Origin of the sequence: Solirubrobacter phytolaccae (genome assembly GCF_027587195.1) — a bacterium.
GTDB classification, from domain to species: Bacteria; Actinomycetota; Thermoleophilia; order Solirubrobacterales; family Solirubrobacteraceae; genus Solirubrobacter; species Solirubrobacter phytolaccae.
Map to the genome: position 1 here is coordinate 1 of NZ_JAPDDP010000012.1, position 26,756 is coordinate 26,756.

General features: G+C 71.7%; 15 protein-coding genes. 6 read left to right on the forward strand and 9 right to left on the reverse strand.

From position 1 onward, the window contains the following. Window positions 1-1,946, reverse strand: a 1,946-nt coding sequence (locus tag OJ997_RS08545) for a dicarboxylate/amino acid:cation symporter (RefSeq protein WP_270024656.1), incomplete at its 3' end; no start/stop codon positions are given. 179 nt (window positions 1,947-2,125) lie between these two features. Then, complete coding sequence (locus OJ997_RS08550; protein WP_270024657.1) at window positions 2,126-2,857, reverse strand: hypothetical protein; 732 nt, start codon at window positions 2,855-2,857, stop codon at window positions 2,126-2,128. Between the two features lie 139 nt (window positions 2,858-2,996). On the opposite strand from OJ997_RS08550, the gene OJ997_RS08555 reads away from it, so the two are divergent. The 3 genes from OJ997_RS08555 to OJ997_RS08565 all read left to right on the forward strand — a co-directional run bounded on the left by OJ997_RS08555 (window position 2,997) and on the right by OJ997_RS08565 (window position 10,192). Next, window positions 2,997-4,340 (forward strand): LCP family protein, encoded by a 1,344-nt coding sequence (locus OJ997_RS08555; RefSeq protein ID WP_270024658.1) that lies wholly within the window; start codon window positions 2,997-2,999, stop codon window positions 4,338-4,340. Window positions 4,341-4,364: 24 nt separating this feature from the next. Continuing rightward, a complete protein-coding gene (locus OJ997_RS08560; RefSeq protein WP_270024659.1) occupies window positions 4,365-5,405 on the forward strand; it encodes a GTP pyrophosphokinase in 1,041 nt (346 codons plus the stop codon). 86 nt (window positions 5,406-5,491) lie between these two features. Continuing rightward, window positions 5,492-10,192, forward strand: coding sequence for an Ig-like domain-containing protein (locus OJ997_RS08565; protein WP_270024660.1), 4,701 nt, complete (start codon window positions 5,492-5,494; stop codon window positions 10,190-10,192). On the opposite strand, the gene OJ997_RS08570 is transcribed toward OJ997_RS08565, so the two are convergent. The 4 genes from OJ997_RS08570 to OJ997_RS08585 form a co-directional block, all read right to left on the reverse strand. Next, complete coding sequence (locus OJ997_RS08570; RefSeq protein ID WP_270024661.1) at window positions 10,189-10,857, reverse strand: response regulator; 669 nt, start codon at window positions 10,855-10,857, stop codon at window positions 10,189-10,191. The genes OJ997_RS08565 and OJ997_RS08570 overlap by 4 nt on opposite strands. After that, the gene (locus OJ997_RS08575; RefSeq protein WP_270024662.1) at window positions 10,854-12,029 is read right to left on the reverse strand and encodes a sensor histidine kinase; all 1,176 of its coding nucleotides are present in this window, start codon (window positions 12,027-12,029) and stop codon (window positions 10,854-10,856) included. The genes OJ997_RS08570 and OJ997_RS08575 overlap by 4 nt, the downstream gene beginning before the upstream one ends. Beyond that, window positions 12,026-12,793, reverse strand: a complete 768-nt coding sequence (locus tag OJ997_RS08580) for an ABC transporter permease subunit (protein ID WP_270024663.1) — start codon at window positions 12,791-12,793, stop codon at window positions 12,026-12,028. Before OJ997_RS08580 ends, OJ997_RS08575 begins: the two co-directional genes overlap by 4 nt. An 82-nt stretch (window positions 12,794-12,875) precedes the next feature. Next, window positions 12,876-13,781, reverse strand: a complete 906-nt coding sequence (locus OJ997_RS08585; RefSeq protein ID WP_270024664.1) for an ABC transporter ATP-binding protein — start codon at window positions 13,779-13,781, stop codon at window positions 12,876-12,878. A gap of 227 nt (window positions 13,782-14,008) precedes the next feature. Between OJ997_RS08585 and OJ997_RS08590 the strand changes: the two genes are divergently transcribed. Beyond that, a complete protein-coding gene (locus OJ997_RS08590) occupies window positions 14,009-18,412 on the forward strand; it encodes a 3-keto-alpha-glucoside-1,2-lyase-like domain-containing protein (RefSeq protein WP_270024665.1) in 4,404 nt (1,467 codons plus the stop codon). 101 nt (window positions 18,413-18,513) lie between these two features. Then, window positions 18,514-20,067, forward strand: a complete 1,554-nt coding sequence (locus tag OJ997_RS08595) for a cation:proton antiporter (protein ID WP_270024666.1) — start codon at window positions 18,514-18,516, stop codon at window positions 20,065-20,067. Here the strand turns inward: OJ997_RS08595 and OJ997_RS08600 are convergent. Both OJ997_RS08600 and OJ997_RS08605 read right to left on the reverse strand, forming a co-directional pair. Next, a complete protein-coding gene (locus tag OJ997_RS08600) occupies window positions 20,064-21,290 on the reverse strand; it encodes an NAD(P)-binding domain-containing protein (RefSeq protein WP_270024755.1) in 1,227 nt (408 codons plus the stop codon). The genes OJ997_RS08595 and OJ997_RS08600 overlap by 4 nt on opposite strands. Beyond that, a complete protein-coding gene (locus OJ997_RS08605; protein ID WP_270024667.1) occupies window positions 21,287-21,847 on the reverse strand; it encodes an OsmC family protein in 561 nt (186 codons plus the stop codon). Before OJ997_RS08605 ends, OJ997_RS08600 begins: the two co-directional genes overlap by 4 nt. A gap of 181 nt (window positions 21,848-22,028) precedes the next feature. On the opposite strand from OJ997_RS08605, the gene OJ997_RS08610 reads away from it, so the two are divergent. Further along, window positions 22,029-24,281 (forward strand): HtaA domain-containing protein, encoded by a 2,253-nt coding sequence (locus tag OJ997_RS08610; RefSeq protein ID WP_270024668.1) that lies wholly within the window; start codon window positions 22,029-22,031, stop codon window positions 24,279-24,281. Here the strand turns inward: OJ997_RS08610 and rph are convergent. After that, the gene (rph, locus tag OJ997_RS08615; protein ID WP_270024669.1) at window positions 24,278-26,668 is read right to left on the reverse strand and encodes a rifamycin-inactivating phosphotransferase; all 2,391 of its coding nucleotides are present in this window, start codon (window positions 26,666-26,668) and stop codon (window positions 24,278-24,280) included. The genes OJ997_RS08610 and rph overlap by 4 nt on opposite strands. Window positions 26,669-26,756 lie beyond the last annotated feature (88 nt).

Below are 26,756 nucleotides of genomic sequence, written 5' to 3' on the forward strand. Positions count from 1 at the left end.
GGCTGCGGCTGCGGGCGGTCGTTCGCGACCGGCGGCTGCGCAGGCCACCCGTTGCCCACGGGCTGCTGGTGCTGCGGCCAGCCGTTCGCGACCGGCTGCGGCTGCGCGGGCCAGCCGTTGCCACCGGACTGCGCCTGCGCCGGACCGCCGTTCGCGACCGGCTGCGAGTGCGCAGGCCAGCCGTTGCCACCGGACTGCGCCTGCGCCGGGCGGCCGTTCGTGACCGGCTGCTGGCCGTGCCACCCGTTCGCCGCGGGCTGCTGCTGCCACCCGTTCGCGACCGGCTGCGGCTGGGCGGGCCAGCCGTTCCCGCCGGGCTGCGCCTGTGCAGGACGGCCGTTGGCGGGCCACCCGTTGGCGACGGGCTGCGGCGGCTGCGCGGGCCACCCGTTCGCAACGGGCTGGCGCTGCGGCTGCGCGGGCCACCCGTTCGCAACGGGCTGGCGCTGCGGCTGGGCGGGCCAACCGTTGGCGACGGGCTGCGGCGGCTGCGCCGGCCACCCGTTCGCCGCGGGCCGCGGGTACGACGGCCGCTGCGGCTGGGCCGGCCAGCCGTTCGCCACGGGCTGCGGCTGCGGCTGCGGCTGCGCGGGCTGCGGCGCGCCCTGGTCGTCCTCCTCGACGTACTCGGCGCGGCCTTCGAAGATCTCGTCGTTGAGCATGCCCGTCTGACGAGCGACGACCGTGGCGCTCACGGCGGCCGCGGTGACGTTCGTCGCGGTGCGCGCCATGTCGGCGATGACGCCGATCGGGATCGTCGCGGCGACGAACTCGAGCGGCAGGCCGGCCGCGGACATCACCGTGGCGGCGGACACGGTCGCGGCGCCGGGGACGCCGGCCACGCCGATGGAGACGACGATGCTGAGGACCGTCAGCAGCAGGTACTGCCCCGGCGAGTACGCGAGGCCGTACGCGTTGATGCCCCAGACCGCGATCATGATCGGCCAGATGCCCGCGCAGCCCGGCATGCCGATGTTGGCGCCGAGCGGAGCCGTGAAGTGCGCGATCTCCGAGTGCACGCCGACCTTGCGCGTGAGCTGCCCCGTCGTGACCGGGAGCGTGCCGATGCTGCTCTGGGTCGTGAACGCCGTCATCTGGGCCGGGAAGATCTTGCGGAAGAACGCGACGGGCGACACGTTCGCGAACGTCTTGAGGATCACGGCGTTGATCGCCCATGTGTGCAGCATGCACGCGACCCAGACCAGGACGAGCAGCCCGAGCAGCGAGGTGAAGCTCTTGCCGAGGTCGGTGCTCATGCCGACCATGTGCGCGGTGAGCGCGACGATCGCGTAGGGCGTGAGCCGGATGACGTAGCTGACGACCTTGAAGACGACGAGCTTGATGGCCTCGATGCCGTCGGCGAAGAGCTTGACCTTCGGCCCCTGCTTCTCGGCGAGCGACAGGTAGGCGATCGAGATCGTGACCGCGATCAGGATGATCGGGATGATCGCGTTCGAGCTGAAGGCACCGACCACGTTGGACGGGAAGAAGCCCACGAGCACCTCGCCGAACGACTGCACCTGCGCCGCGATCGTGTCCGCCGGGACCGCGCCGAGCTTGGCGTCCGCCCCCTCGCCCGGCCGGAAGATGAACGCGAGCGCCAGCGCCAGGATGACGCCGAGCGCATTGCTCAGCAGCAGCCAGAACGTGGACCGCAGGCCGATGCTCTTGAGCTTGGCCAGCGTGCCCAGCGACGTCATCGCCGAGACGATCGCCACCAGCACCAGGGGCGCGACGGTGGCCAGCAGCACGTTGATGTAGATCCGGCCGATGGGGTTGACCGCGTCGACGTGCTCCTTCGCCACGAGGCCGATCGGAATGCCGATCGCAAGGGCGAACAGCGCGATGACGCTGAAGTTCAGCGCGCGCTTGCGCATCCACCAGATTGCGACCCAGCTGAGCGCCACCGCGGCGAGTGTCGCCAGCGTTGGCAGATCCGTTTCCATCGTGACTTGCCCCTCCGTTCGACCCGGCGCAACTGCCGCGGGAGGCTTAATCTACAGCAACCTGATCGGGTTTTCAGGTTTTTCGTCTCGAACGTCCGTTGAACCGGCTCAACACCAGGCATTTGGACGGAGCGGGCGGGAAACTAGCATTCCCGATCACCTTTGTCGAGTTCGGGTGGTCAGGCGGGTGATCCGGCGGGGCTCTTGACCGCGTAGTCGAGCGCCGGACCGTCCGCCCGGCCGACCAGCCGGAAGCGCACGTCGACGTCGACCGCGTTGCCGAGCGTGACGTCGACCTCGTGGTGCAGCGCGAGCGAGACGACCCGGCCGTCCTCGACGTCGAACTCGCGCCGGCCCGGCTCGCGGCGCCGGCCGAGCACGGCCACGAGCGAGTCGACCAGCGGGCGCCAGGTGACGATCCAGTCGCGCATGAGCCCGGTGCGGATCGCCAGGTCCAGGTGGGACGGGCCCCAGCGCGAGGGCGGGATCTGGGTCGCGATCTGGTAGCCGAAGTCCCGCTGGGCCTTGACGCTGACGTCCGCGCAGCGCCCGCGCGCGCTGCGCCAGAGGTGCGGCTCCCCGTCGGAGACGCCGACCGGGCCGATGCACAGCGTGCACGTGTCGCCGTGCGCCTTGGTCCCCGACACGTAGCGCAGGTTCGGCAGCTGGAAGGCGATCGCGAGCGGCTCGAGCAGGCTCACGAGCGGGTTGCCGCTCAGCAGGTCCTCGTGCTCGCCCAGCGCGACGCCGACGTGGACGCCGAGCGGCATGTAGGTCGACTGCTGGCGCGCCGTCGCCAGGTAGGGGGCGATCTGCGCCATGAACGGCTCGACCCACTGCCGCGTGGTCCCGAGCTGCGAGGAGCGGATGAACGAGCCGGCGGGCGGCGCGTAGCGGGTGAACTCGGGCACCCCCGGCAATCTACCTTCGACGCGCCGGACGGGCCGCCGGTCCCGGCGGCTTCCGAGCGCCCTCCACCCTCGCGCGCACGTCGCTCGCGAACGCTCAAGTCCGGCGCGCGCGGCGCCGAGACACATCGGTAGTCCCTCGATGCCCGCGCCTCCCTCCCACCGCGGCGCGCTCGGTCGCCTGCTGGCCGCGTGCGCGATCGTGTTCACCTGCTGCGTCGGCGGCGTCTTTGCCGTGGGCGTGAACGAGCTGCACGCGACGACCAGCGCGCTCGAGGTCCACCCGCGCGTCGACCTCGGCGAGACGGCCACGACCACCACGACCACCGGCGGCGGACCGACGAGCGGCAGCGGCAAGACGATCCTCTTGATCGGCTCCGACCATCGCGCCAAGACGGCCAAGGACAACGCGCGCTCGGACACGATGATGCTCGTGCGCCTGAGCCCGCGCGCGAAGGCCGTCACGGTGCTGTCGGTCCCGCGCGACCTGAAGGTGACGATCCCCGGCCGCGGCGTCGCCAAGCTCAACGCGGCCTACGCGTACGGCGGCGTCCCGCTCACGGTCAAGACGCTGCGCGAGGTGCTCGGGATCGGCGTCGACCACGTGATCGACGTCGACTTCGGCGGCTTCCGCGCGCTCGTGAACGCGCTCGGCTGCGTGTACACGGACGTCGACCGCCGCTACTTCAACCGCAACGACGGCACCGCGGCCACCAACTTCGCGGCGATCGACATCCAGGCCGGCTACCAGCGCCTGTGCGGCGCCGACGCGCTCGACTACGTGCGCTACCGCCACGGCGACAACGACCTGGTCCGCGCCGCCCGCCAGCACGACTTCCTGCGCCAGGCCCGCGCGCAGTTCGGCGTCACGGACCTGCTCGGCGACCGCCACACGCTGATCCGCCTGCTGGGTGAGCACACCCGCACGGACATCCGCGGCACCAAGCAGGTCACCGCGCTGGCCAAGCTCGCGCTCGGCGCCGCCGACAAGCCCGTGCAGGAGATCCCGTTCCCGGCCGTGATCGGCCCGTCCTACGTGACCGCCACGCCGAGCGCGATCAAGGCGACGGTGCGGCGCTTCCTGCACCCGACGGTCGCGGCGCAGTCGTCCTCCAAGGCGAAGACCAAGACGAAGCGCAAGCGTGCCCGGACGAAGACGCGCCTGCCCACCATCCGGGAGCAGGCCACGCGCCGGTACCGGATCAAGGACGCGAGCGGCACGTCACATCGCGCGACGCGCCGCTCCGTGCGGATCGGCGTCGGCGAGTACTACGGCATCCAGACCACCGACTGGACCGACGCGCCGATCCTCGCCGCCCCCGACGGGCAGCGCACGCTCGGCGGGCGCACGTTCGACCTCTACTACGACGGCCGGCATCTCCGTCGGGTCGCGCTGCGGACCGCCGAGGGCTCCGCCTGGGTGAGCAACACGCTCACGCTCGCGCTGACGAACGCCCAGATGCTCGCGCTCGCCCGTACTCTCTAGACGGGTGCAGCAATCTCTCAAGACATGAGCTCCGGGACGGACTGGAGCGAGGAGTACGCCCGTCGGCGAGAGACGTTCGACGCGTTCCGCATCGCGCTCCACGACCGCCTCGCCGGATGCATCGGCCGCGAAGCGATCGCGCTGTCGCAGATCGAGTCGCGGACGAAGACGGTCCGGAGCTTCGGCGAGAAGATCACGAGCAAGGGCAAGTACGCCGACCCGCTCGAGGAGATCACCGACCTGGCCGGCCTGCGGGTGATCGTCTACTACCCCGACGACGTGCGCGAGGTCGGGGCGCTGATCGACCGCGAGCTGGAGGTCGACTGGGGAAACTCGAACCGGAGCGGCCATGACGACCCGCCGGATCGGTTCGGCTACCGCTCCGACCACTACATCGTCAGCCTCCCGAGCACGGAGCCGTGGGAGCGGTTCGAGGGCCTGCGGGCCGAGATCCAGGTGCGCACGGTCATGCAGCACGCCTGGGCGGCCGTCGACCACGAGATCCGGTACAAGGCCGCCGACCTCCCGCGCGACCTCAGCCGCCGGCTGTTCCGCCTGAGCGCCCTGCTCGAGCTCGCCGACGAGCAGTTCGCGGGTCTGCAGCTCGCCAGCCACGAGCGCAGCGCCGAGTACGCCCGCGCGCTCGAGCACGGCGATCTGGCGGTCGCCGTCGACATCCTCTCGCTGCGGGTGCTCGCCGAGCGCGAGGACGTCGGGCAGCGCTGGGCACAGCGGGCCGTGGCCCTCGGCTACGACCCCGTCGACCCGGACGAGGGCGCCCGCGACGACCTCATGCGGCTCCTGCACATCGTCCGCCGGCTCGGCGCGACCGTCGTCGCCGACGTCGTGGCCCTGCTGCCCCGCGACACGGGCCCCGGCGACGCCGTGCTGCGGGACGTCATCGCCGGCCTGCGCGCCCGCCCGGGCCAGGCGACCTTCTGGGCGTTCCCCGGCGACGTGCTCGCGCTCATCATCCTCGGCCTCAACGGCACGGAAGGGCTGATCAGGGCCTCCGGATTCCGCCCGGAGATCCAGAAGGTCCTGCTCGAGCGGCTCGGCACCTGACGGCGTCACATAGCCCTGAATCCCGGAGTGCTGGGACTGGACGAACGTTTGTGTGCCAACTGCATACAACGCCGTAAGGTCGCCTTATGCGCGTGTTCTCAGGTCGGGTCGCGGCGGTCGCCGCTGCAGTGTTGGCGTCGTCGGCGACGGTTGCTCAGGCGGGGACGATCAACGTCCCAGCTGGGGATGCAGCCGCGCTGATCACGGCGATCAACACGGCCAACGGGAACGGCGAGGCCGACACGCTCAACGTGTCCGGCACCTACTCCTTCAACGCCGCGAACAACTTCTGGTACGGCGCGACCGCGCTGCCCGCGATCACGAGCGACATCACGATCGCCGGCAGCGCTACGACCGGCGCGATCATCCAGAACGGGTCCGGTGGGCGGCTGCGGCTCTTCTTCGTCGCCGGCGGCCGGTCGAACCTCGCGCCGGGAACGTTGCGGCTGAGCCGCGTCCAGCTCGCCAACGGCCAGGCCCTCGGGGGCAGCTCGGCGTTCGGCGGCGCCGGCGCCGGCATGGGCGGCGCGATCTACAACCAAGGCACGCTCGACCTCGACGCCGTGACGCTGTCCGGCAACCGCGCCGTCGGCGGCAACGCCGGCACGGTCGCCGGTAACGCCGGCGGCGGCATCGGCCAGGACACGCAGGGCGACAACGGCGGCGGTTTCGGCGGCTCGCTGCCGAACTTCGTCAGCGGCGGTGGCGGTGGCGGCGCGGCCCCCGGCGGTGGCGGCGGAGGCGGCGGCTACGCCTTCAACGAGAACGGCACCAGCGGCGGCCAGCCGAACGCCGGTGTCGGCGGCGGGTTGGCGAATGGCCTCGGCGGCGCGTCCGCGGATGGCGTCCGCGGCGGCAACGGCTCGGGTGCGGGCGGACGGGGCGAGACCGGCGCGGGCGCCGGCGGTACCGGCGGCCCGTTCGGCGGCGGCGGCAGCGCCCCGCCGGTCAACGCGGGCGGCAACCGTGGTGGTGCCGGCGGTGGCGGCGTCGGTGGCGGTGGCGGCGGCGCGTCGCCCGCCTCCGGCGGCGGCAGCGGCGGCTTCGGCGGCGGTGGCGGCTGGGCCAACTACCGCAGCGGCAACGGTGGCTTCGGCGGCGGCGGCGCGGGTGGCGACGGCCGTGTGGCCGGAGCGCCGGCCGGCAACGGCGGCTTCGGCGGCGGCGACGGCGCGACCGGGGCAGCCGGCCTGATCGGCATGGGCGGTGGCGGCGCCGGCATGGGCGGCGCGATCTTCAACGACCGTGGCACCATCACGGCCACCAACAGCACGTTCACCGGCAACGAAGCGACCGGCGGGGTGAGCACCGCGGCCTTCGTCGGCGGCGGGGCCACGGCGGGCGAGGGCGGCGACGGCCTCGGCGCGGCCATCTTCAACCTCAACGGGAGCCTGACCCTTACGCACACGACGGTCGCGGGCAACACCGCGACGGGCGGCGTCGGCACGACCAGCGGCACGGGCAGCGGATCGATCGCGACCGTCGGCTACGACTCGGCGAGCCCCCGCGCCGCCACCACGGCGATCCGGCAGTCGATCGTCACCGCCGCCGGCGCCGCCGCGCTCTACAGCGCGCTGCCGGCCACCGTCGCCAGCGGCGCGGCCAACGCCGCGACTGCCGGCACCACGACCGTCGCCCCCGCGTTCGTCGGCTCGGCGGACCCGCAGCTCGCCGCGCTCGGCAACTACGGCGGCCCGGTGCGGACGATGGCGCCGAACCCGGGCAGCCCGGTGATCAACGCGGCGACCGTCCAGAGCATGACGGCGACCGACCAGCGCGGGTTCCCGCGTGACGCGGCCGCCGACCTCGGCGCCGTCGAGACGCAGGCGACCACGGTCAGCGTCAACAACGTCGTGACGGCGTTCTCGGCGAGCACGCGCAACGTCGGCGTGAGCGGCAGCTTCAGCCCGGTGCGCGGCGACAACCCGGGCACGTTCACGTTCTCGGCCGGCGCGGCCGGCAGCGTCGGCGTGGCCCCGACCGGCGGCTCGGTCGCCACGAACATGGGCGTCCCCGGCAACACGGCGCCCGGCCTCTACACGCTGACGGGCAGCATCCCGGCCTCCCCGGGCTTCGCCGCGGGCAGCGGCACGGCGAGCTTCCGCATCAACAACGCGCCGTACGTGTGCCGTGACGTGAGCGTCTCCACGGCCTACCAGACCGAGTTCGTGTTCCCGACCGACTGCACCGGCGCGGCCTCCTACGGCACGAGCTTCCCGACCGGCCCGTCGCAGGGCTCGGTCGTCGACATCGGCGGCGGCTTCGTGCGCTACACGCCGCCGACGGGCTACTCGGGCACGGTCGAGTTCTCGTACAAGCGCACGAACGAGGGCGGCGACTCCAACACCGCCAAGATCACGCTCCGCGTCGGCAACCCGCCGCAGGTCTGCAAGGACGTCTCCGGCACGACCGCGTTCCAGACGGCGGTCACGCTCGACGCCGACTGCACCGGCGCCGGCCCGGCGACCGTGACGGTCGGCAGCGCCGCCCACGGCACCACCTCCGTCGTCGACGGCAAGCTCCGCTACACGCCCGCGGCCGGCTACGTCGGCACGGACGAATTCACGTACAAGACCACCAACGAGGGCGGCGACTCCAACAGCGCCAAGGCGACCGTGCGTGTGATCGCGCCCGCCCCGGTCTGCTTCGCCGTGTCCGGCACCACGCCGTATGACACGGCCATCGAGCTTGCGATCGACTGCGACCGCACCGGCACCGTGGCCGTCGCGACCACGCCGTCGCACGGCACCGCGACCGTGGTCGCCGGCAAGCTGCGCTACACGCCCGCGACCGGCTACATCGGCAACGACGAGCTCAGCTACACGGTCACCAACGAGGGCGGCACCTCCGCTCCCGCGAAGGCGACCGTGAAGACCCTCGCCCCCGCGCCGGTGTGCAAGGACGTCAGCGCCACCACCGCGTTCCAGACGGCGGTCGACATCGACGCCGACTGCGATCGCGCCGGCACGATCGCGATCGGCACCGGCGCTCAGCACGGCACCACCTCGGTGGTCGCCGGCAAGCTCCGCTACACACCGGACGCGGGCTTCGCCGGCACGGACGACTTCACCTACCTGTCGACCAACGAGGGCGGCACGTCGACGCTCAAGACCGCGACCGTGAAGGTCCTCAACGCGCAGCAGGTCTGCAAGGACGTCTCCGGCACGACCGCCTACCAGACGGCGATCACGCTCAACACCGACTGCACGGGCGCGACCCCGGCGACCGTCGCCGCGGGCACTGCGGCCAACGGCACCGTCGCCGTCGTCGCGGGCGCGCTGCGCTACACGCCCGCCGCCGGCTACATCGGCAACGACGAGTTCACCTACACGACGACCAACGAAGGCGGCGTGTCCAACACCGCCAAGGCGACCGTCAAGGTGCTCGCGCCGCCGCCGGTGTGCACGGACAAGAGCGCGACCACCGCGTTCGAGACCGCCATCGACATCGACGTCGTCTGCGACCGTGCGGGCGGGATCACGATCACGACCGCCCCGCAGGACGGCGACGTCGTCCTGCGTGAGGGCAAGCTGCGCTACACGCCCGACGCCGGCTTCCACGGCACGGACGAGTTCAAGTACACGTCCACGAACGAGGGCGGCACGTCGAACACGACGACCGTGAAGGTCACGGTCAACCCGCCGGCGCCCACCTGCGACGCCGTCACGGCGACCGCCGGCGCGGGCCGCGGCCGCACGATCACGCTGGACTGCGACAGCCTCACGGCGCCGGCCTTCGCGATCGTCACCGCCCCGGCCCACGGCACGCTGAGCGACTTCGACGCCGCCACCGGCACGGTCACCTACACGCCCGCCGACGACGCAGCGGGCCCGGACACGTTCACCTACCGCGCGAGCAACGCGGGCGGCGACTCGGCGCCGGCCACGGTGACGATCACGGTCACTGCGCGGCCCGCGGTCACGTCCACGCCGTCCAACGACGTCACGCTCGGCGGCGCGCTCACGGACACGGCGAAGATCGACCCGCGCTTCGAGCCCGCGCCCGACGCCACGGTCGAGTTCCGCCTGTACCGCGGCGAGGCCTGCACGGGCACGCCGGTGTTCACCTCCAAGGCCACGCTCGCCGCCGACGGCACCGCGACCTCGGAGCCGTTCACGCCGACGGCGCCGGGCGCGTACCGCTGGCAGGTCGTCTACGACGGCGACACGGGCAACCTGTCGGCGACGAGCACGTGTGACCCGGTCACGGTCCGCGAGCCCGTGGTCCTGCCCGCCGAGCGCAAGCCGCCCGTGACCCCCACCAGCACCTGCGGCGACCCGGTCGTCCTGCTCGACGTGTCCCCGGTCGGCAACCAGGCGCGGGTCACAGGCATCGCCCGGCTCGAGCTCGCCGGCCAGCAGGTCACGCTCCAGCGCGCCGGCAAGGCGGTCGGCACGGCGACGGTCGGCCCGGACGGCGCGTTCACGGCGCTCGTCGGCGGCCCCGCGCGCAACGAGGCCAAGCCGGTCACGTACATGGCCTGGGTCGGCGGTCAGCACAGCCGCGCGTTCCGCTACGACCGCTACCTGCGGATCACCAAGCGCTCCGGCCTGAAGATCAGCGGCACGCTCGCCCTCAAGCGCCTGCCGAAGACCGTCACGCTCACGCGCGTGAACGTGTGCTCCGGCAAGCGCGTCGGGACGACGGCCAAGGTGGCCAAGAACGGCCGCTTCACGTTCACGATGCGCGGCCCGGACGCGGGCTCGCCGTACGTGCTCTACCGCGTGCAGGCCAAGCTCGCCGGCACCGGCCGCACCTACAGCACGCAGGTGGCCGTCGCGGGTTAGCGTTGGGAAGCGCGGACGAGCCCGGTCTCGTAGGCGAAGATCACGGCCTGCACGCGGTCGCGCAGGCCGAGCTTCGCCAGGATCCGGCCGACGTGCGTCTTGACGGTCGCCTCGGCGACGACGAGGCGCGCGGCGATCTCCGCGTTCGAGAGCCCGCCGGCCACCGCGAGCAGCACTTCGCGCTCGCGCTCGGTCAGCGGGCTCAGCCGCTCGTCGCGGCTCGCGGGCGCGTGCGCGTCCGGGAACTGGTGCGCGTAGGCGTCGAGCAGCCGGCGGGTGATGCTCGGCGCCACGACCGCGTCCCCGCCCGCGACGGCGCGGATCCCGCCCAGCAGCTCCTCGGGCGGCGCGTCCTTGAGCAGGAACCCGCTCGCGCCCGCGCGCAGGGCCGAGAACGCGTACTCGTCGAGGTCGAAGGTGGTGAGGATGAGCACGCGCGCGGCGCTGCCCGCGGCGACGATCCGGCGCGTCGCCTCGATCCCGTCGGTCCCGGGCATCCGGACGTCCATCAGCACCACGTCGGGCGCGAGCGCCGCGGTCTGCGCGACCGCCTGCTCGCCGTCCGCGGCCTCCCCCACGACCTCCATGTCCGGTTGAGCTTCAAGGATCATGCGGAAGCCGGTGCGCAGCAGCGGCTGGTCGTCGACGAGCAGGACCGTGATCACGCCGCGCTCCCGAGCCGCGTCCGCACGCGCCAGCCGCCGTCCGGCGCCGGGCCGGCCTCGAGCTCGCCGCCGTAGACCGCCGCGCGCTCGCGCATCCCGGTCAAGCCTTGTCCGGCGCTTGGTGTGCGCGGCCGGCTACGCCGGGGCGTGCCCACTTCGGCTTGGAGATCGCTTCGCGGATCTCCGGCGGCGGCCACGTGCGGACGCGCAAGCCCGTCATCGGTCACCTCGACCTCGACGCCGTCGGCGTCGTACCGCAGACGGACGACGGCATGCGCGTCCGCGCCCGCGTGCTTGAGCGTGTTGGTGAGCGCTTCCTGGACGAGCCGGTAGACCGTCAGCTCCGCGCCCGCGCCGAGCGCGATCGGCGCGCCGGCGGTCTCGAGCGTCGTGTGCAGCCCGGCCGCGCGGACCTGCTCGAGCAGCGGGTCGAGGTCCGCCAGGCCGGGCTGGGGCGCGAGCGCCGTGGCGTCGTCCTCCCGCAGCACGCCGAGCAGCCGTCGCATCTCACCCAGCGCGTGCCGACCGGTCGCCGACACCTGCTCCATCGCGCCCGCCGCGCGCTTCGGGTCCTGGCCGGACATGTACCCGGCGCCGTCGGCGAGCGCGATCATCACCGACAGGTTGTGGGCGACGATGTCGTGCATCTCGCGCGCGATCCGCGCCCGCTCGGCCGCTGCGCCGAGCCGGCCCTGCTGGTCGCGCTCCCGCTCGAGCTGGGCGGCGCGATCCTCCACGGAGGCCAGATAGGCGCGCCGCGTGCGCACGTTCAGGCCGAGCACGACCGCGGCGACCGCCATCCCGGTGAGCAGCACGAAGCTCGGCACGAACGACGGCTCCGCCCAACGCGCGACCGCCAGCACGACGCCGAGCTCGAGCATCACGCACGCCGCGATCACGCGCCCGCGCGGCTCCTGAACCGCGACCGTGTAGATGGCGATCAGCAGCGCGAAGTCGGCGGACAGATCGACCGCCGCCAGCCACTGCCCGAACGCGACGACGGCGATGACGCTGAAGACCGCGAACGGCGCGCGCCGGCGCCACAGCAGCGGCAGCGTGAGCGCGACGGCGATCCAGCGGTCGCTGCCCTGGGCGGTGCTGACGCCGAGCGCCAGCACGACCAGCGTCAGCAGCAGGTCGGCGAGCAGCGGGTGACGGGGCAGGCGGTTCACGCGTCTCGGCGCACCAGCAGGAAGGCGGCGAGGGCGATCGTAGCGGCGACGTACGCGCACAGGACGCCGAATCCACCCCAGGCGCTCAGCGGACCGCCGGGATCGAGCTGGGTGATCGTCAGGCCCGCCGCCGACGGCAGGTACGGTCCGATCTCCTCGCCTTTGGGCGTGAGGTCGACGATGATCGGCACGACGAACAGCACCATCGAGAGCGTCGTGATCGCGGCGGCGGTGTTGCGCAGCAGCGCGCCGAGCGCGAGCCCGAGGGCGCCCATCGCGGCCAGGAAGAGCCCGCAGCCGAGGACCGCGCGCAGCACGTGCGGGTCGCCGAGCGCCGCGTCGACGTCCTTGGTGGCGAAGATCGCTTGGCCGCAGAAGAACGCGATCACGCTCGCGAGCGTGCCGAGGACCAGCGTCGAGACGAGGAACACACCGAGCTTGCTCCACAGCACCGGCAGGCGGCGCGGGACGGCGGCGAACGTGGACCGGATCGAGCCGGTCGCGTACTCGCCGGTGATGACCATCGCGCCGAGCACGCCGAACGCGATCTGCGCGAGGTAGATCCCGCTGAGGGTGCGCCCGACGGCGTCGTAGCCGACGGTCGGCGACCCGTTGCGCCAGCTGGTGACGCTCATCCACGGGACGAGCACGCCCAGCCCGACGACGAGGCCGAGCGCGATCAGCATCGACAGCCGGCTGGAGCGCAGCGAGTGCAGCTTCGTGATCTCGGACGCGATCACGCGCGGGTAGGTGACGGCGGTCATGCCACAATCTCCGAGTTCGTAGCGGCGCGAGAAGGAGCCGCCAGGCGAGTTCTCGCCGAAGCATGCGAGCGCGTAGCGCGAGTCATGCGACTGCCTCGTATTCCACGCTGTCGCGCGTGAGCTCCATGAACGCGTCCTCGAGCGAGGCGTGCCGGGTGGAGAGTTCGTGCAGCGTGACGCCCGCGGCGGCGGCGCGCTCGCCGATCACGTCGGTGGTCAGGCCGGCGATCTCGAGCACGCCCGGCTCGTCGGAGCCGATCGTCACGCCCTCGGCCCGCAGCGCCTCGCTCAGGCGCGCGGCGTGCGGCGAGCGCACCCGCACGACCGCGGGCGCCGCCTGCGCGATGAAGTCGGCGGTCGAGCAGTCCGCGAGCACGCGGCCGCGGCCGACGACGATCAGGTGGTCGGCCGTCAGCGCCATCTCGCTCATCAGGTGCGAGGACACGAAGATCGTCCTGCCCTCGCTCGCCAGCCGGCGCAGGAGCGTGCGGATCCAGTGGATGCCCTCGGGGTCGAGGCCGTTGACGGGCTCGTCGAGCACCAGGGTGTCCGGATCGCCGAGCAGCGCCGACGCGATCCCCAGCCGCTGGCCCATGCCGAGCGAGAACGTGCCCGCGCGCTTGCGGGCCACCGGCTGCAGGCCGACCAGCTCGATCACCTCGTCCACGCGTGCGCGCGTAATCCCGTGCGTCTGGGCGAGCGCCAGCAGGTGGTTGAAGGCCGACCGGCCCGGGTGGATGGACCGCGCCTCCAGCAGCGCGCCGACGCGGTGCAGCGGCGCGGGCAGCTCCCGGTAGCGGGTGCCGTCGACGGTCACCGCGCCCGTGGTCGGCGCGTCGAGCCCGACGATCATCCGCATCGTCGTGGATTTGCCGGCCCCGTTCGGCCCCAGGAACCCGGTCACCACCCCCGGCCGGACCGTGAACGAAAGCCCGTCCACCGCCGTTTTCGCGCCGTAGCGCTTCGTCAAGTCGATCGCTTCGATCATCGCCCCGCAAGCTAGGCGCGGGCGATCGTCGCGGACAAGCGCCGCAAGGCTGATCTTTCGGGGAGGGCCGCGTACGACTCAGGTCGTACGTTGGTCGAAAGGTGCGGCTTTTCCTACATCCCCGGCAAAAGCGCCGTTGAGGATCGCAGAAAGGCTCTGTACTATCGCGCATAAAGCAGGCATTAGTGGCCTGCGACGTTGATCCTTTCGAGGGGGAGAGAGCACGAATGCACACACGTTGGAAGCGCGGGATCGCGCTGCTGTGCGGTGTCGCCGCGCCGTTGGGCGCGATGGCGTCGATTGCCCAGGCGCAAACCCTCCCGCCCCAGGAGCCGGGGGTCACGCAGCGCATCTTCCAGCTCGGTGCGCAACCGCAGGAGATCTGCCCGATCAAGCCGGCCTCGACGCCCAACGTCGACGTCCTCAAGCCGAACATCGACTGGTCCGGCAATACCGGCTTCGGCAACCTGACGGACAACTTCCTCGTCCACGCGATCGCGAACATCACGATCCCGACCGCGGGCTCGTACACCTTCCGCCTCAACAGCGATGACGGCTCCGAGCTGCTGATCGACGGCAACCTCGTCATCGACCACGACGGCCTCCACGGCGCGGAGGACAAGGACGGCGCCGTCACGCTGACCGCCGGCGTCCACGCGCTGCGCGTCAACTACATCGAGGCCGGCGGCGACCAGGAGCTGCACCTGAGCTGGCGCAAGCCCGGCGACTCGGCCTTCTCGATCGTCCCGAACTCCGCCCTCACCACCGACTCCGGCATCATCCGCGTCACGGCCCCGGGCACCAAGCAGTGTGAGGGCAACAACGACTCGCCCGGCGACGGCCTGCCGCTCGACAGCGTCAACCCCGCCTACAGCCTCGTCAACCTGCGTCCGAACGGCTTCGAGCCCAAGGTCACGGGCCTGGAGTGGATGGGCGACGACCTCCTCGTCCTCACCTGGGGCGATGAGGACGGCAGCCCGAGCACGATGACCGCGGCCGGTGAGGTCTGGAAGCTGAGCGGCGTCAAGACCGCCACCAACCCCTCCACCGTCACGCGCGTCAAGCTCGCCGAGAACCTCAAAGAGCCGATGGGCATCAAGGTCGTCGACGGCGAGATCTACATCTCCGAGAAGAACCGCCTCGTCAAGCTGACCAGCCCGAACGCGGCCGGCCTGTTCACGGCCCGCCAGCAGATCGCGAGCTGGCCGTTCGACGACAACTTCCACGAGTTCGCCTTCGGCCTCCTGTACAAGGACGGCTACTTCTACGCGAACCTGTCGGTCTCGATCAACCTCGGCGGCGCGACCACCACGCCGCAGGGCTCGCTCGATCGCGGCACGCAGATCAAGATCAGCAAGGACACCGGCACGGTCGAGCACATCGCCGGCGGCCTGCGCACCCCGCACGGCATCGGCTGGGGTCCGAACGACTCCATCTGGACGACGGACAACCAGGGCGCCTGGCTCCCGGCCAACAAGCTCATGCACGTCCAGCCGGGCAAGTTCTACGGGCACTACACGACCGAGCCCGACGGCACGCCGGGCCGCTACGACAACCTGCGGCCGACCCCGGCCGCCGTGCTGATCCCGCACAACGAGATCGGCAACTCCCCGAGCCAGCCGATGCTCATCCCGAGCGGCCCGTTCGCCGGTCAGATGTGGGTCCCGGACGTCACCTACGGCGGCATCCAGCGCGCCTTCGTCGAGAAGGTCGGCGGCGAGTACCAGGGCGCGTACTTCCGCATGACGCAGGGCCTCGAGGCCGGCATCACGCACATCGCGCTGCAGGACGACGGCTCGATCATCGTCGGCGGCCTGCACGGCGGCGGCAACTGGGGCCAGAACGGCAAGCTCTCCTACGGCCTCCAGAAGCTCGTCCCGAACGGCACCACGACGTTCGACATGCAGAAGATGGAGCTCGTCGACGGCGGCTTCAAGATCACCTACACCAAGCCGGTGTCGGACGCCACGCTCGCCAACCTGGCGACGAAGTACCAGGTCAAGTCGTGGGGCTACGCGCCGACGTCCAACTACGGCGGCCCGAAGATCGGCGAGAAGACGCTCACCGTCTCCTCCGCGACGGTCTCCGCCGACAAGAAGGAAGTCACGCTCAAGATCGCGGGCCTGGAGCCCAACAAGGTCGTCTACGTCCGCTCCCCGCGCCCGTTCGCCGCGGCTGACGGCTCCGAGATCCTGAGCACCGAGGCCTGGTACACGCTCAACACGCTGCCCGGCTACGTCGCTCCCGCGAGCGACGGGTTCTTCGAGCTCGAGGACGGCACGTTCGCCGGCGGCGCCAAGGTCGACACCGAGCACGCCGGCTTCACCGGCAACGGCTTCGTCTCCGGCATCCAGACCGCCGGCGCGTCGTCCGTGAAGATCGAGGCCAACATGGCGAAGGCCGGCGACTACCGCATGGCCCTGCACTACGCCAACGGCCCGAACCCGTTCCAGGGCCCGAAGAAGCTGACGCTGATCGTCAACGGCACCCCCAAGACGATCACGCTGCCGTCCACGGGCACGTGGAAGACGTGGGGCTACTACCTGGACACGGTCGCGCTCACCGCGGGCGTGAACACGGTCGAGCTCAAGTACAACACGGGTGACGACGGCAACGTCAACCTCGACAACGTCCGGTTCGCCCCGGCCGGCACGACGCGGTACGAGGCCGAGGCGGGCACGCTCGCCGGCGGCGCCAACGCGCAGACCGAGCACGCGGGTTACAGCGGCCTCGGCTACGTCGGCGGCTACCAGAACGTGGGCGCCAGCACGACCGTCAAGGTCAACGCCCTCGCCGACCGCGCGACCGACGTCACGATCGGCTTCGCGAACGGCCCGAACCCGTTCGCCGGCAACAAGAAGCTGAGCCTGTACGTCAACGGCGTCTTCCAGAAGAAGGTCACGTTCCCGGACTCGACCGGTTGGAAGGTCTACCGGACGATCACCGAGTCGTTCAACCTGAAGGCCGGCTCGAACGACGTCATGTTCAAGTACGACACGGGCGACGACGGCAACGTCAACCTCGACTACGTCGACGTCAAGCAGAACGAGCCGCTCCAGTGCGGCGTGGTCGCCGCCAACGACGACTTCGAGGGCACTTCGCTCGACAAGTGCCGTTGGACGACCGTCCTCAACGAGGACACCACCGGCTACTCGCTCAGCGGTGGCAAGCTGAACATCAAGGCGGTCGGTGGCGACATCACCGGCGGGACGGTGTCGGCGAAGAACGTCATCCTGCAGCCGGGCCCGACCGACGGCAGCTGGGCCACGACGACGAAGGTGTCGATCGACGGCAACAAGGAGTACACGCAGGCCGGCCTCATCGCCTACGCGGGCAACAACGCCTGGGCCAAGGTCGTCGTCATGCGCCGCCCGAACGGCACCTGGACGACCGAGCTCGGCCGCCAGAGCGGGTACGCCAACGCGGACCTGCCGACCAACGCCCAGAAGGCGATCACGCTCCAGATGTACGCGCGTGACGGCATGATCCGCGGCCGCTACTCGCTCAACGACGGCCAGACGTGGACCGAGATCGGCGACGGCTTCGACGCCGGCGGCCTCGGCTCCCCGAGTGTCGGCGTGGCCGCCTACAACGGCACCGGCAGCGAGACGGCGACGTTCGAGGCCTTCACGGTCAGCGAGCCGCCCGAGGCCCCGCCGGCGCCGCCGTGCACCACGCTCTACACGCCCGAGTCGGGCTACGAGATGCTGCTCGACGGCAGCGACACGATGCACGCCGACAAGTGGCAGTACAGCGGTTCCGGGCGCTTCGTCCGCGACGGCTGCACCTACAAGTCGGTCGGCGGGTTCGGCCTGATGTACACCAAGAAGGACTACGACGCCCCGTACTCCCTCAAGCTCGACTGGATGATGCCCGGGGACGACAACTCCGGCGTGTTCGTCGGCTTCCCGGACACGGGCGCGAACACGGTCGACACCTCGATCAACAACGGCGAGGAGATCCAGATCGACCCGACGGACAACCCCGCTCAGACCACCGGCGCGATCTACCTGGAGCAGGCCGCCGACGCGGCGGCCCGCGACGCGGTCCTCAAGCCGGCCGGTCAGTGGAACTCGTACGAGATCCAGGTCAAGGAGGACCGCATCATCGTGATCCTCAACGGCGTGAAGATCAACGAGTGGATCGACGACGATCCGGTGTCCGACCTCAAGCAGGGCCGCATCGGCCTGCAGATGCACGGCTCGGGCGACGACGTGTTCTTCCGCAACGTCCGCGTCGGCAAGCTCGGCGCGAGCGTCTCCACGGACCACACGATCTCCGGCTCGGTGCCGGCGACGCTGGGCCTGACGTTCGACCAGCCGTCCTCCTCGCTCGGCACCTTCCTGCCGAACGTGGACAAGACGTACACGACGACGACCGGCGCCAAGGTCACCAGCACCGCCGGTGACGCGAAGCTGAGCGTCACGCCGGACCCGGCGTTCCTGGCCAACGGCGCCTACACCCTCTCGGAGGCGCTGCAGGTCGGCTTCTCCAAGTCGGCGTGGACCGGCCCGGTGTCCCTGGACCCGATCACGGTCACGTTCAGCCAGCACATCGGCGCGACGCAGCCGTTGCGCACCGGCAACTACAGCAAGTCGCTGACGTTCACGCTGTCGACGACGACCCCGTAGTGGATTGACCTCGAGGCCCGTCGCCGCGTTCCGCGCGGCGGCGGGCTTCGTCGTTTAACGGCGGACCGCACCGGCAGCCCGGTTCGGGTACACCCGTCAGCGTGACCGAGTCGCTGATCGTCGTCATCCTCGGGCTGCTGGCGATCGCCGCGGCGTCGACCGTCGCGCCCCGGGTCGGCGTGGCCGCCCCGTTGCTGCTCGTGCTCACGGGCATCGGCGTGAGCTTCCTGCCGTTCGTACCCGACGTGGAGATCGAGCCGGAGTGGATCCTCACGGTCGTGCTGCCGCCGCTGTTGTACTCCGCGGCGGTCTCGATGCCGTCGATGGAGTTCCGGCGCGAGTTCACCGCGATCCGCGGGCTGTCCGTGGTGCTCGTGGTGCTCAGCGCGCTGGCGCTCGGGGTGTTCTTCCACCTCGTGATCCCCGACCTGAGCCTCGCGTGGGGGATCGCACTCGGGGCGATCGTCAGCCCGACCGACGCGGTCGCGACGTCGATCGTCAAGCGCGTCGGCGTGTCCGGGCGGATCACGGCGGTGCTCGAGGGCGAGAGCCTGCTCAACGACGCGACGGCGCTGGTGATCCTGCGCAGCGCGATCGCGGCCACCGCGGCGTCGGTGTCGGTCGGCGGGGTGCTCGGGGACTTCGCGTTCGCGATCGCCGCGGCCACCGCGATCGGGTTCGTCGTCGGCCACGCGAACGTGTGGGTCCGCGCCCGCGTGTCGGACCCGGCGGTCAACACCGCGCTCTCCTTCACCGTGCCGTTCCTGGCCGCGGTGCCCGCCGAGGAGATCGGCGCGTCCGGGCTGGTCGCGGCGGTCGTCGCGGGCCTCGCCACCGGCCAGCACGCGCCGCAGCGGCTCTCCGCGCGCCACCGGCTGTCGGACGCGCAGAACTGGCGCACCGTCGAGCTGATCCTCGAGGGCGGCGTGTTCCTCGTGATGGGGCTGGAGCTGTCGTCGATCGTCGACGAGGCGGAGGGCCAGGTCGGCACGGCGGCCGCGGTCGCCGCTGCGGCGCTGGCGCTCACGCTGCTGATCCGGGCCGCCTACGTCGCTCCGCTCCTGGTCGGGCTGGGTCGCCGTGCGCGTCGCGGGGAGCGGATGAAGCCGCACGCCATGACCATGCAGGCGCAGCTGGACGAGCGCGACCCGGAGTTCATGGCCAAGCTCGTCCGCCGCAGCCGCACGCGCGATCTCGAAGCCGCAGTCGAGCGTCTCAACCTCCGCATCCGCCGGAGCCTCGCCGACATCGACTACTTCCTCGCGGCGCCGCTCGGCTGGCGTGAGGGCGTGGTCGTCGTGTGGGCGGGGATGCGCGGCGCGGTGACGCTCGCCGCCGCGCAGACGCTGCCCGAGGACACGCCGCAACGCTCCCTGCTGATCCTGATCGCGTTCCTGGTCGCCGCGGGCTCGCTGATCCTCCAGGGCGGGACCCTCCCCCGCGTCGTGAAGGTCGTCCGCCCGGCGCCCGAGCGCATCGATCCCGAGGAGCGCGTGCGGCTCGACGCGCTGCTCGCCCCCCACACGACGATCGCCGCCCGCCGCGAGGCCTTGCTCGACATCCGTGACGACGGCGCGTTCAGCGCCCCGGTGCTCACCGCCGCGCTCGCGGAGCTCGACGCCGAGGAGATCGGCATCGAGCTCAAGACGAGCTAGACGGGGCTTCCCGTGAGGCGGGCCGCGAGGTGCTCGACGAGGTCGCGCGCGTCGTCCTCGGCGCCGTGGATGAAGCTGGACTTGCGGCGGCGGAGGAAGTTCAGGCCGACGCGGTACAGGCCGGGCGCGTCCTTCACGACGCCGCCGGCGTGGCGGATCTCACCCTTGCGGTCGAGCACGTCGACGTCCAGCCACGTGTAGTCGGCGCGGAAGCCGGTGGCCCACAGCACGGTGTCGTAGCCCGCGAGGTCGATCAACACGCGCGGGTCGTCCGAGACCCGCGTCGGCTCCGGGCGCGGACCCGCGTCGAAGCCGCCCTGCTGGTCGATCGTGTTCAGCAGCCGCTTGAGCTTGAGGTCCGCGAGGTTGCAGACGTTGCGCAGCGAGCCGGCGAACGCGGCCGTGGTGCCGTTGACCGCGCCGAGCCGACCCACGAGCTCCGCCCCGCGGTCCGTCAGCGCGTTGAGGTCCAGGTCGACCCGATCCGGCGTGCCGACGAGCTGCGGCGACGGGACGTGCCGCGCGCGGACCAGGTCGTCGACCTCGTCGTAGCGCTCGTCGTGACGGCCGAGCTCGTCCAGCCAGTACATGATGTCCCGGCCGCGATAGGTGCGCGGCATGCGGACGTGCTCGCCCACCGCCACGGTCACCTCGCGTCCGGAGCGCAGCAGCTCGTCGGCGAGCTGCAAGCCCGTCGCGGAGGCACCGACGACGAGCACCCGCCCCGGCTTCAGCTGGTCCGGCCGCTTGTAGTCGACCGGCGTGAGCTGGTCCAGGCGAGCGGGGAGCTCGGCCGCCACCGCGGGCACGTGCGCGCGGTTGAACGGCCCGCTGGCGAGCACGACGGCGGGCGCCTGCCAGCGGCCGGCGTCCGTCTCGACCAGGTACTCGTCCTCGACGCGCGAGACCGACGTGACCGTGACGCCCGTACGCACGGGCGCTTCGACGTGCGACGCGTAGCGCTCCAGGAACGCGACCAGCTCGTCGACGGCCATGAACCCGTCCGGGTCCTCACCGTCGTACTCCAGGCCCGGCAGCCGCGTCAGCCAGTTGGGCGTCAGCAGCCGCAGCGAGTCCCAGCGCTCGGTCTTCCAGGTGTTGGCGACCTCGCCCCGCTCGAGCACGACATGTTCGATCGACTGCTCCGACAGCACCCGGCTCACCGCGAGGCCGGAGTGCCCGGCCCCGACGATGACGACGGGAATGCGTGTGATGCCGGTCAGCTGACCGTCACCGTGACGTTCGTCGGGTTGGTCAGCGCGTCGAAGACCGCCGAGCGCTTCTGCGACTGCGCGACGAGCGCGGCGATGTCGTCGGCGTCCGCGTCGGCCTCGATCTCGAAGTTCACGCGGATGTTCTTGTAGCCGTTGCGGACCTCGGGGTCGGCGCCGAGGATGCCGAGGATGTTCATGTCGCCCTCGACCGTCGCCTTGACGGACTCGAGCTGAATGCCGCGGTTCTGCGCGACGGCGGCGACGCCGGCGGTGAGGCAGCTGGCCAGGCCGACGAGCAGGAACTCGACCGGGGTCGGCGCGAGGTCCTCGGAGGCGAAGACCTCCGGGTGGTCGGCGTTGTAGCTGAAGACGGACTTGTGCTCGTGGTCGGCGCCGAGGCCGCTGTACTGCTGGATCGTGGTCTTGCTGTGCGTGCCGCGCAGCCACTCGTTGGTCGCCCGCCACGTGAACTCGGCCGCCTCCGGGGCGTCGGTCAGGGCGTTGCGGGCGTCGAGCAGGGCCTGGACGTTGACGCCGTTGTCCGCTGCAGACTCGGTGGTGCTCATCGGGACTCCTCGTCGGGGGAAGGGCGGGCCAATGGCCGCAAACGCGATCAGGTTACCCGCAAAAACGGTGCGATTTCAACCATCGAGACGTCGTTCAAGGCCGCCGTATTCCCCTTGTTAGGGTTACCTAACTCCCGGGTCGGAGCAGGTCCGCCCCGGATGGCCCAAGGAATCGAAACGGATGACCAAGAAGTCACTCGGCCGGCGCCTGCTCGCACCGGTCGCGCTGTTCTGCGCCTTGCTCCCGGCGGCGACGGCGAGCGCCCAGGAGCCGGTCCCGATCACGAGCGGGGCGGGCGCGGACTGGGGCGTGAAGGCCTCGTTCCGCAGCTACGCGGTCGGGCCGATCGCCCACGGCGCGATCGCGGTCGAAGACGGCGCCTCGGTCAACCCCGACGGCACGTACCACTTCCCGATCAAGGGCGGCGCCTATGACCCGCTCACCGGCGCGACCGTCGTCCAGCTCTCCGGCGCGGTGCACTTCACCGGCCACGCCGGGCAGCTGGACCTGAAGATCAGCGACCCGCGCGTGGAGGTCACCGCGGACGGCTCGTCGCTGTACGCGAACGTCGCGTCCAAGACGAGCCTCGAGGCGACCGAGATCACGCAGTTCCCGAACGTGCGGGTCAGCGACATCGACCTGACCGACAAGACCCCGGCGATCGCCGACGGCAAGACCGCGTGGCCCGCGCTCCCCCAGGCGCTCACCGCCGCCGGCGCGCCCGCGTTCGCCGGCTTCTACACCTCGGGCACCGCGCTCGACCCGGTCAGCTTCGGCTACGACGGGCCGGGCGGGCGCCCGCAGATCGAGTCCTGGTCGCAGCCGGGCGCGCCGCAGTTCGACAAGGTCGTGACCGGGACGCTGGGCAACGGCACGGGCGCGCTCGCGTTCGACCCGGAGCGCGACCGCGTGTGGAGCTCCTCCTATGACGGCCTGTCGCTGACCGCGCTGCGCGAGAGCGACCTGAGCTCGATCGCCGCGGTCAAGTGGACCGTGGCCGACGCCTTCCACCCCCGCAACGTCGCGGTCGACCGGACCACCGGCGACGCGTACACGGTCGACGCGTCGGTCCAGCGCGTGAAGGAGACCGGCGGCGTCTTCGCGGTCGACACCACGTTCTCGAGCCCCTTCGGCAGCGGCGCGTCGAACGCGCTCGACAGCACGCCGGACGGGACGATCTGGACCGTCAAGGACGACCAGCTCTCCCGCTTCAAGGACGGCGTCCGCACGGCGTACACGCTCCCGCAGAGCTACGACAACCTCGCGGTGCTCGACGACGGCTCGATCTTCGTCTACGCGCAGTTCTCGGCCCGGTCGGTCGGCCGCGTCACGCTCGGCGACGGCACCGCTTCGGTCACCGACCTCCCCGGCACCGACGGCGTCACCGCCCCGGGCTTCACGGCCGACGGCACGCTCTACTTCGTCGAGCAGGACTACTCGGAGTACCCGAAGGTCACGCGCCGGCTGTGGTCGGTCAAGCGCAGCGGCGGCGGCTACGAGAAGACGCAGGTCCCGGGGATCGCGACCGGGATCGGCGGCAGCTTCATCACCGTGGCCGGCGACGGCTCGACGATCTATGTCGCCAACGAGGCGCTCACCGGCCTGTCGGTGATCCGCGACGGCAAGCTCGTCGACACGATCGCCCCGGACGGCACCCTGGCCGACCTGGAGACCTCGCCCGACGGCGACGTGTACGCGGTCTGGCGCAGCGGCCGGATCGCGCGGCTGGGCCAGGTCGGCACGACGCCGACGTTCACGGCCACGCCGCAGGACGTCGTCGTCGAGCCCGGCGCCGCCGCGACGTTCACCGCGGACGCGACCGGCGACGCCGCGCCGGCGCTGAAGTGGCAGACGCGCGCGCCGGGCACGACGCGCTGGGCCGACGCCGGGACGGGCAGCTCGTTCGTCCTGGCGAACCCGGTGTCCAACACGCGCGTGCGGGCGATCGCCACCAACGCGGTCGGCGCGATCGCGTCCGGCGCCGTCTCGGTGACCGTCAAGGCGCCGGTGCAGGAGGACCCGCCGGCCGGCGACGGCGGCACGACGCCGCCGCCGGTCGCCAACCCGGCGCCGGTGCCCACGCCGATCGCCGCCCCGGCGCCCACGCGTGCCCCCACGTGGAGCGCGCCCAAGTCGGCGAAGGTCTCCACCAAGCGCCAGGCGAGCGTGCTGTCGCTCACGTGCGGCTCGGCGGCGTGCGCGATCACCGCGCCGAAGACCGTCAAGGTCAAGATCGGCGGGCGCACCTACACGCTGACCGTGACCGCGCCCAAGTCCCTCGCGGCCGGCAAGAAGGGCACGGTCCGCGTCAAGCTGACCGCCGCCGCCTACCGCGCGCTGCGGGGCCGCAAGGCGACCGCGAAGGTCAAGGTCGTCCTGACCGCGGGTGGCCAGAAGACCACCCGCACGCTCTCGGTCTCACTCAAGCGTTAGAGGAGCTCTACGTAGCCGTCCGTGCCGTGCACGCGAATGCGTTGCCCGTCACGGATGCGCTGCGTGGCGTGCTCCACGCCGACGACGGCCGGGAGGCCGTACTCGCGGGCGATCACCGCGCCGTGGGTCATCAGGCCTCCCACCTCCGTCACCAGGCCCTTGATGGCGATGAACACCGGTGACCAGCCCGGATCGGTGTAGGCGGTGACGAGGATGTCGCCGGGCTCGAACTCCGCGTCCGCGATGTCGAGGATCACGCGCGCGCGGCCCTCGATCGTGCCGGTCGAGACGGGCAGGCCGACGAGCGCGCCCGGCGGCACGTCCTCGCGCCCGTAGGACCCGCTGATCGCCTCGCCCTCCGAGGTGAGCACCCGCGGTGGCGTGAGCGCCTCGTAGGTCGCGAACGCGCGCCGGCGCTCGGCGATCAGCGCGTGGTCGGCCCGGTGCGTGATCGCGGCGGATTCGAGCTCCTCGAAGCGCAGCCAGAAGCAGTCTTCGACGGCGTGCAGCACGCCCGCATCCACGAGCCGCGCGGCCTCCGCGAGCAGCGCCCGCTTGTACGCGAACGAGCGGTTGACGATCGCGTACTTCGGATACTCGCGGTAGCCCGTGTAGGTCCGGACGCGGTCGATCATCCGCTTGGTCTCCGCGGCCTTCGCCTCGCCGTCCGGGAGCGCGCGCAGCCGCTCGAGCACCTCGCGCTCCTTGGCGGCCGCCGCCTGCCGGCCGTGCTCGAAGTGCCGCTCCGCCTCGCCCGGCTCGAAGTGCTTGACGTGGCCGAGGATCGCGGGCAGCAGCGCGGACGGGTGCTCGGCCCAGCGCGGGCGCGTGAGGTCGATCTCGCCGATGCAGCGCATGCCGTTCTTGGCCAGGAAGGCCTGGATGGCGTCGCGCGCCGCCGGCCCGCCGTCGAGGGTCGCCAGCGCGTCGAGGAAGTCGTCGCCCGACACGTCCTCGAGGAACGCCACCACCTCCGGGTACGGCCGGATCACGTCGGCGACGTCGAGCAGCGCGAGCCCCATCTCGGCCGTGACGTTGCCGGGGACCGACAGCGTCAGCGTGTCCGCCGCGTTCTTCTCGCCCAGCCACGCCTCGAGCTGGTCGTTGAGCCACCACGTGGCCTCCATCGCGGCCATGATCACCTGGCCGTTGAGCGGCGCGAACAGCTCGGCCTTCAGGTCCTGGAGGTTCTCGCGCAGGAACGCGAACAGCTCCGGGCCGGAGTGGGTCTGGATGTCGCGCTCGAGCGCCATGATCGCCGCCTCGCTGCGCGCCACCAGCTCGGTGACGAACGCGGGGTCGGTCTCGATCGAGGCCGGCGCGGTGAAGGACGCCGGCCCGGCCGCGGGCTCCGGGTCCGGGACGGTCGGGACGAACGCGCGCTCGACGACCGTGTCCAGCGCGTCGCCGATCAGCGGATCGCCCTTGCGGATCATCTCGACCACGGCCGCGCGACTGGCCGGCGAAGCGAGCCGCGGGGCGACGTCGACGAACAGCCGCCCGGCCGCCTCGTGCATCGGCGGCCCCGCCGTCAGCTGCCACACGGACAGCCCGAGGGGCTTGATCGGGTCGGTCATCATCTGCTGATGGCCGACTGAGACGAACACGTGCGGCTCGCCGTCGGCGGCTACCGCGGGGATCGGGAACAGGGTCGTGATCGGCCGGCTCTGGACGATCGCGAAGGCGTCACCCGCCAGGCACCACTCGATGTCCTGCGGGCGGCCGAAGTGCGCCTCGATGGTCCGGCCGAGCTCGACCAGCCGCAGCACCTGCGCGCTCGTGAGCGCGGTACCGTCGCCACTGACCGCACCGTCGCGGACGCTATAGACGTCAGGGTTCACGAGCCCCGACACGAGCGCCTCGCCGAGGCCGAGCACGGCCTCCACCGACGCGACCGTGCGGTTGCCGCTCAGCGGGTCGGCCGTGAACAGGACCCCCGACGCGTGCGGGTCGACCATCTCCTGGACGACGACCGCCATCGCGACGTCCCGCTCGTCGATCCCGCTGCGCGACCGGTAGCTCACGGCCCGCTCGGTGAACAGCGAGCCCCAGCACTGCTGGACGCGTTCGAGCACCGCCTGCGCGCCGACGACGTTCAGGTACGAGTCGTGCTGGCCCGCGAACGACGCCGTCGCGGAGTCCTCGGCGGTCGCGCTCGACCGCACCGCGTACGCGGTCCGCTCATCCAGCCGGCCGACGATCGCCGCGGCGACGTCCTCGGCCACCACCTTCCCCCCGCTCGCACGGAACGCGTCCGTCGTCACGCAGAACCCCGCCGGCACGGCGATGCTCGCGATCCGCGTCAGCTCCCCGAGGCTCGCGCCCTTGCCGCCGACGAGCTCCACCTGCGTCGCGTCGACCTCGTCGAGCCCCACTACGTACGCCATCTGTTCTCCCCTTCGTCGCATTGCGACGAGCGAGTATGAGGCACACCCGGGGGCTTGATTCAAGCCCCCCTACCCGCAATACTCTGGA

What these genes read in the sequence shown, in the direction of transcription:
- OJ997_RS08555 (WP_270024658.1), top strand. Translation starts at nt 2,997, where the DNA reads ATGCCCGCGCCTCCCTCCCACCGCGGCGCGCTCGGTCGCCTGCTGGCC.
- OJ997_RS08560 (WP_270024659.1), top strand. Translation starts at nt 4,365, where the DNA reads ATGAGCTCCGGGACGGACTGGAGCGAGGAGTACGCCCGTCGGCGAGAG.
- OJ997_RS08565 (WP_270024660.1), top strand. Translation starts at nt 5,492, where the DNA reads ATGCGCGTGTTCTCAGGTCGGGTCGCGGCGGTCGCCGCTGCAGTGTTG.
- OJ997_RS08580 (WP_270024663.1), bottom strand. Translation starts at nt 12,793, where the DNA reads ATGACCGCCGTCACCTACCCGCGCGTGATCGCGTCCGAGATCACGAAG.
- OJ997_RS08585 (WP_270024664.1), bottom strand. Translation starts at nt 13,781, where the DNA reads ATGATCGAAGCGATCGACTTGACGAAGCGCTACGGCGCGAAAACGGCG.
- OJ997_RS08590 (WP_270024665.1), top strand. Translation starts at nt 14,009, where the DNA reads ATGCACACACGTTGGAAGCGCGGGATCGCGCTGCTGTGCGGTGTCGCC.
- OJ997_RS08605 (WP_270024667.1), bottom strand. Translation starts at nt 21,847, where the DNA reads ATGAGCACCACCGAGTCTGCAGCGGACAACGGCGTCAACGTCCAGGCC.
- OJ997_RS08610 (WP_270024668.1), top strand. Translation starts at nt 22,029, where the DNA reads ATGACCAAGAAGTCACTCGGCCGGCGCCTGCTCGCACCGGTCGCGCTG.
- rph (WP_270024669.1), bottom strand. Translation starts at nt 26,668, where the DNA reads ATGGCGTACGTAGTGGGGCTCGACGAGGTCGACGCGACGCAGGTGGAG.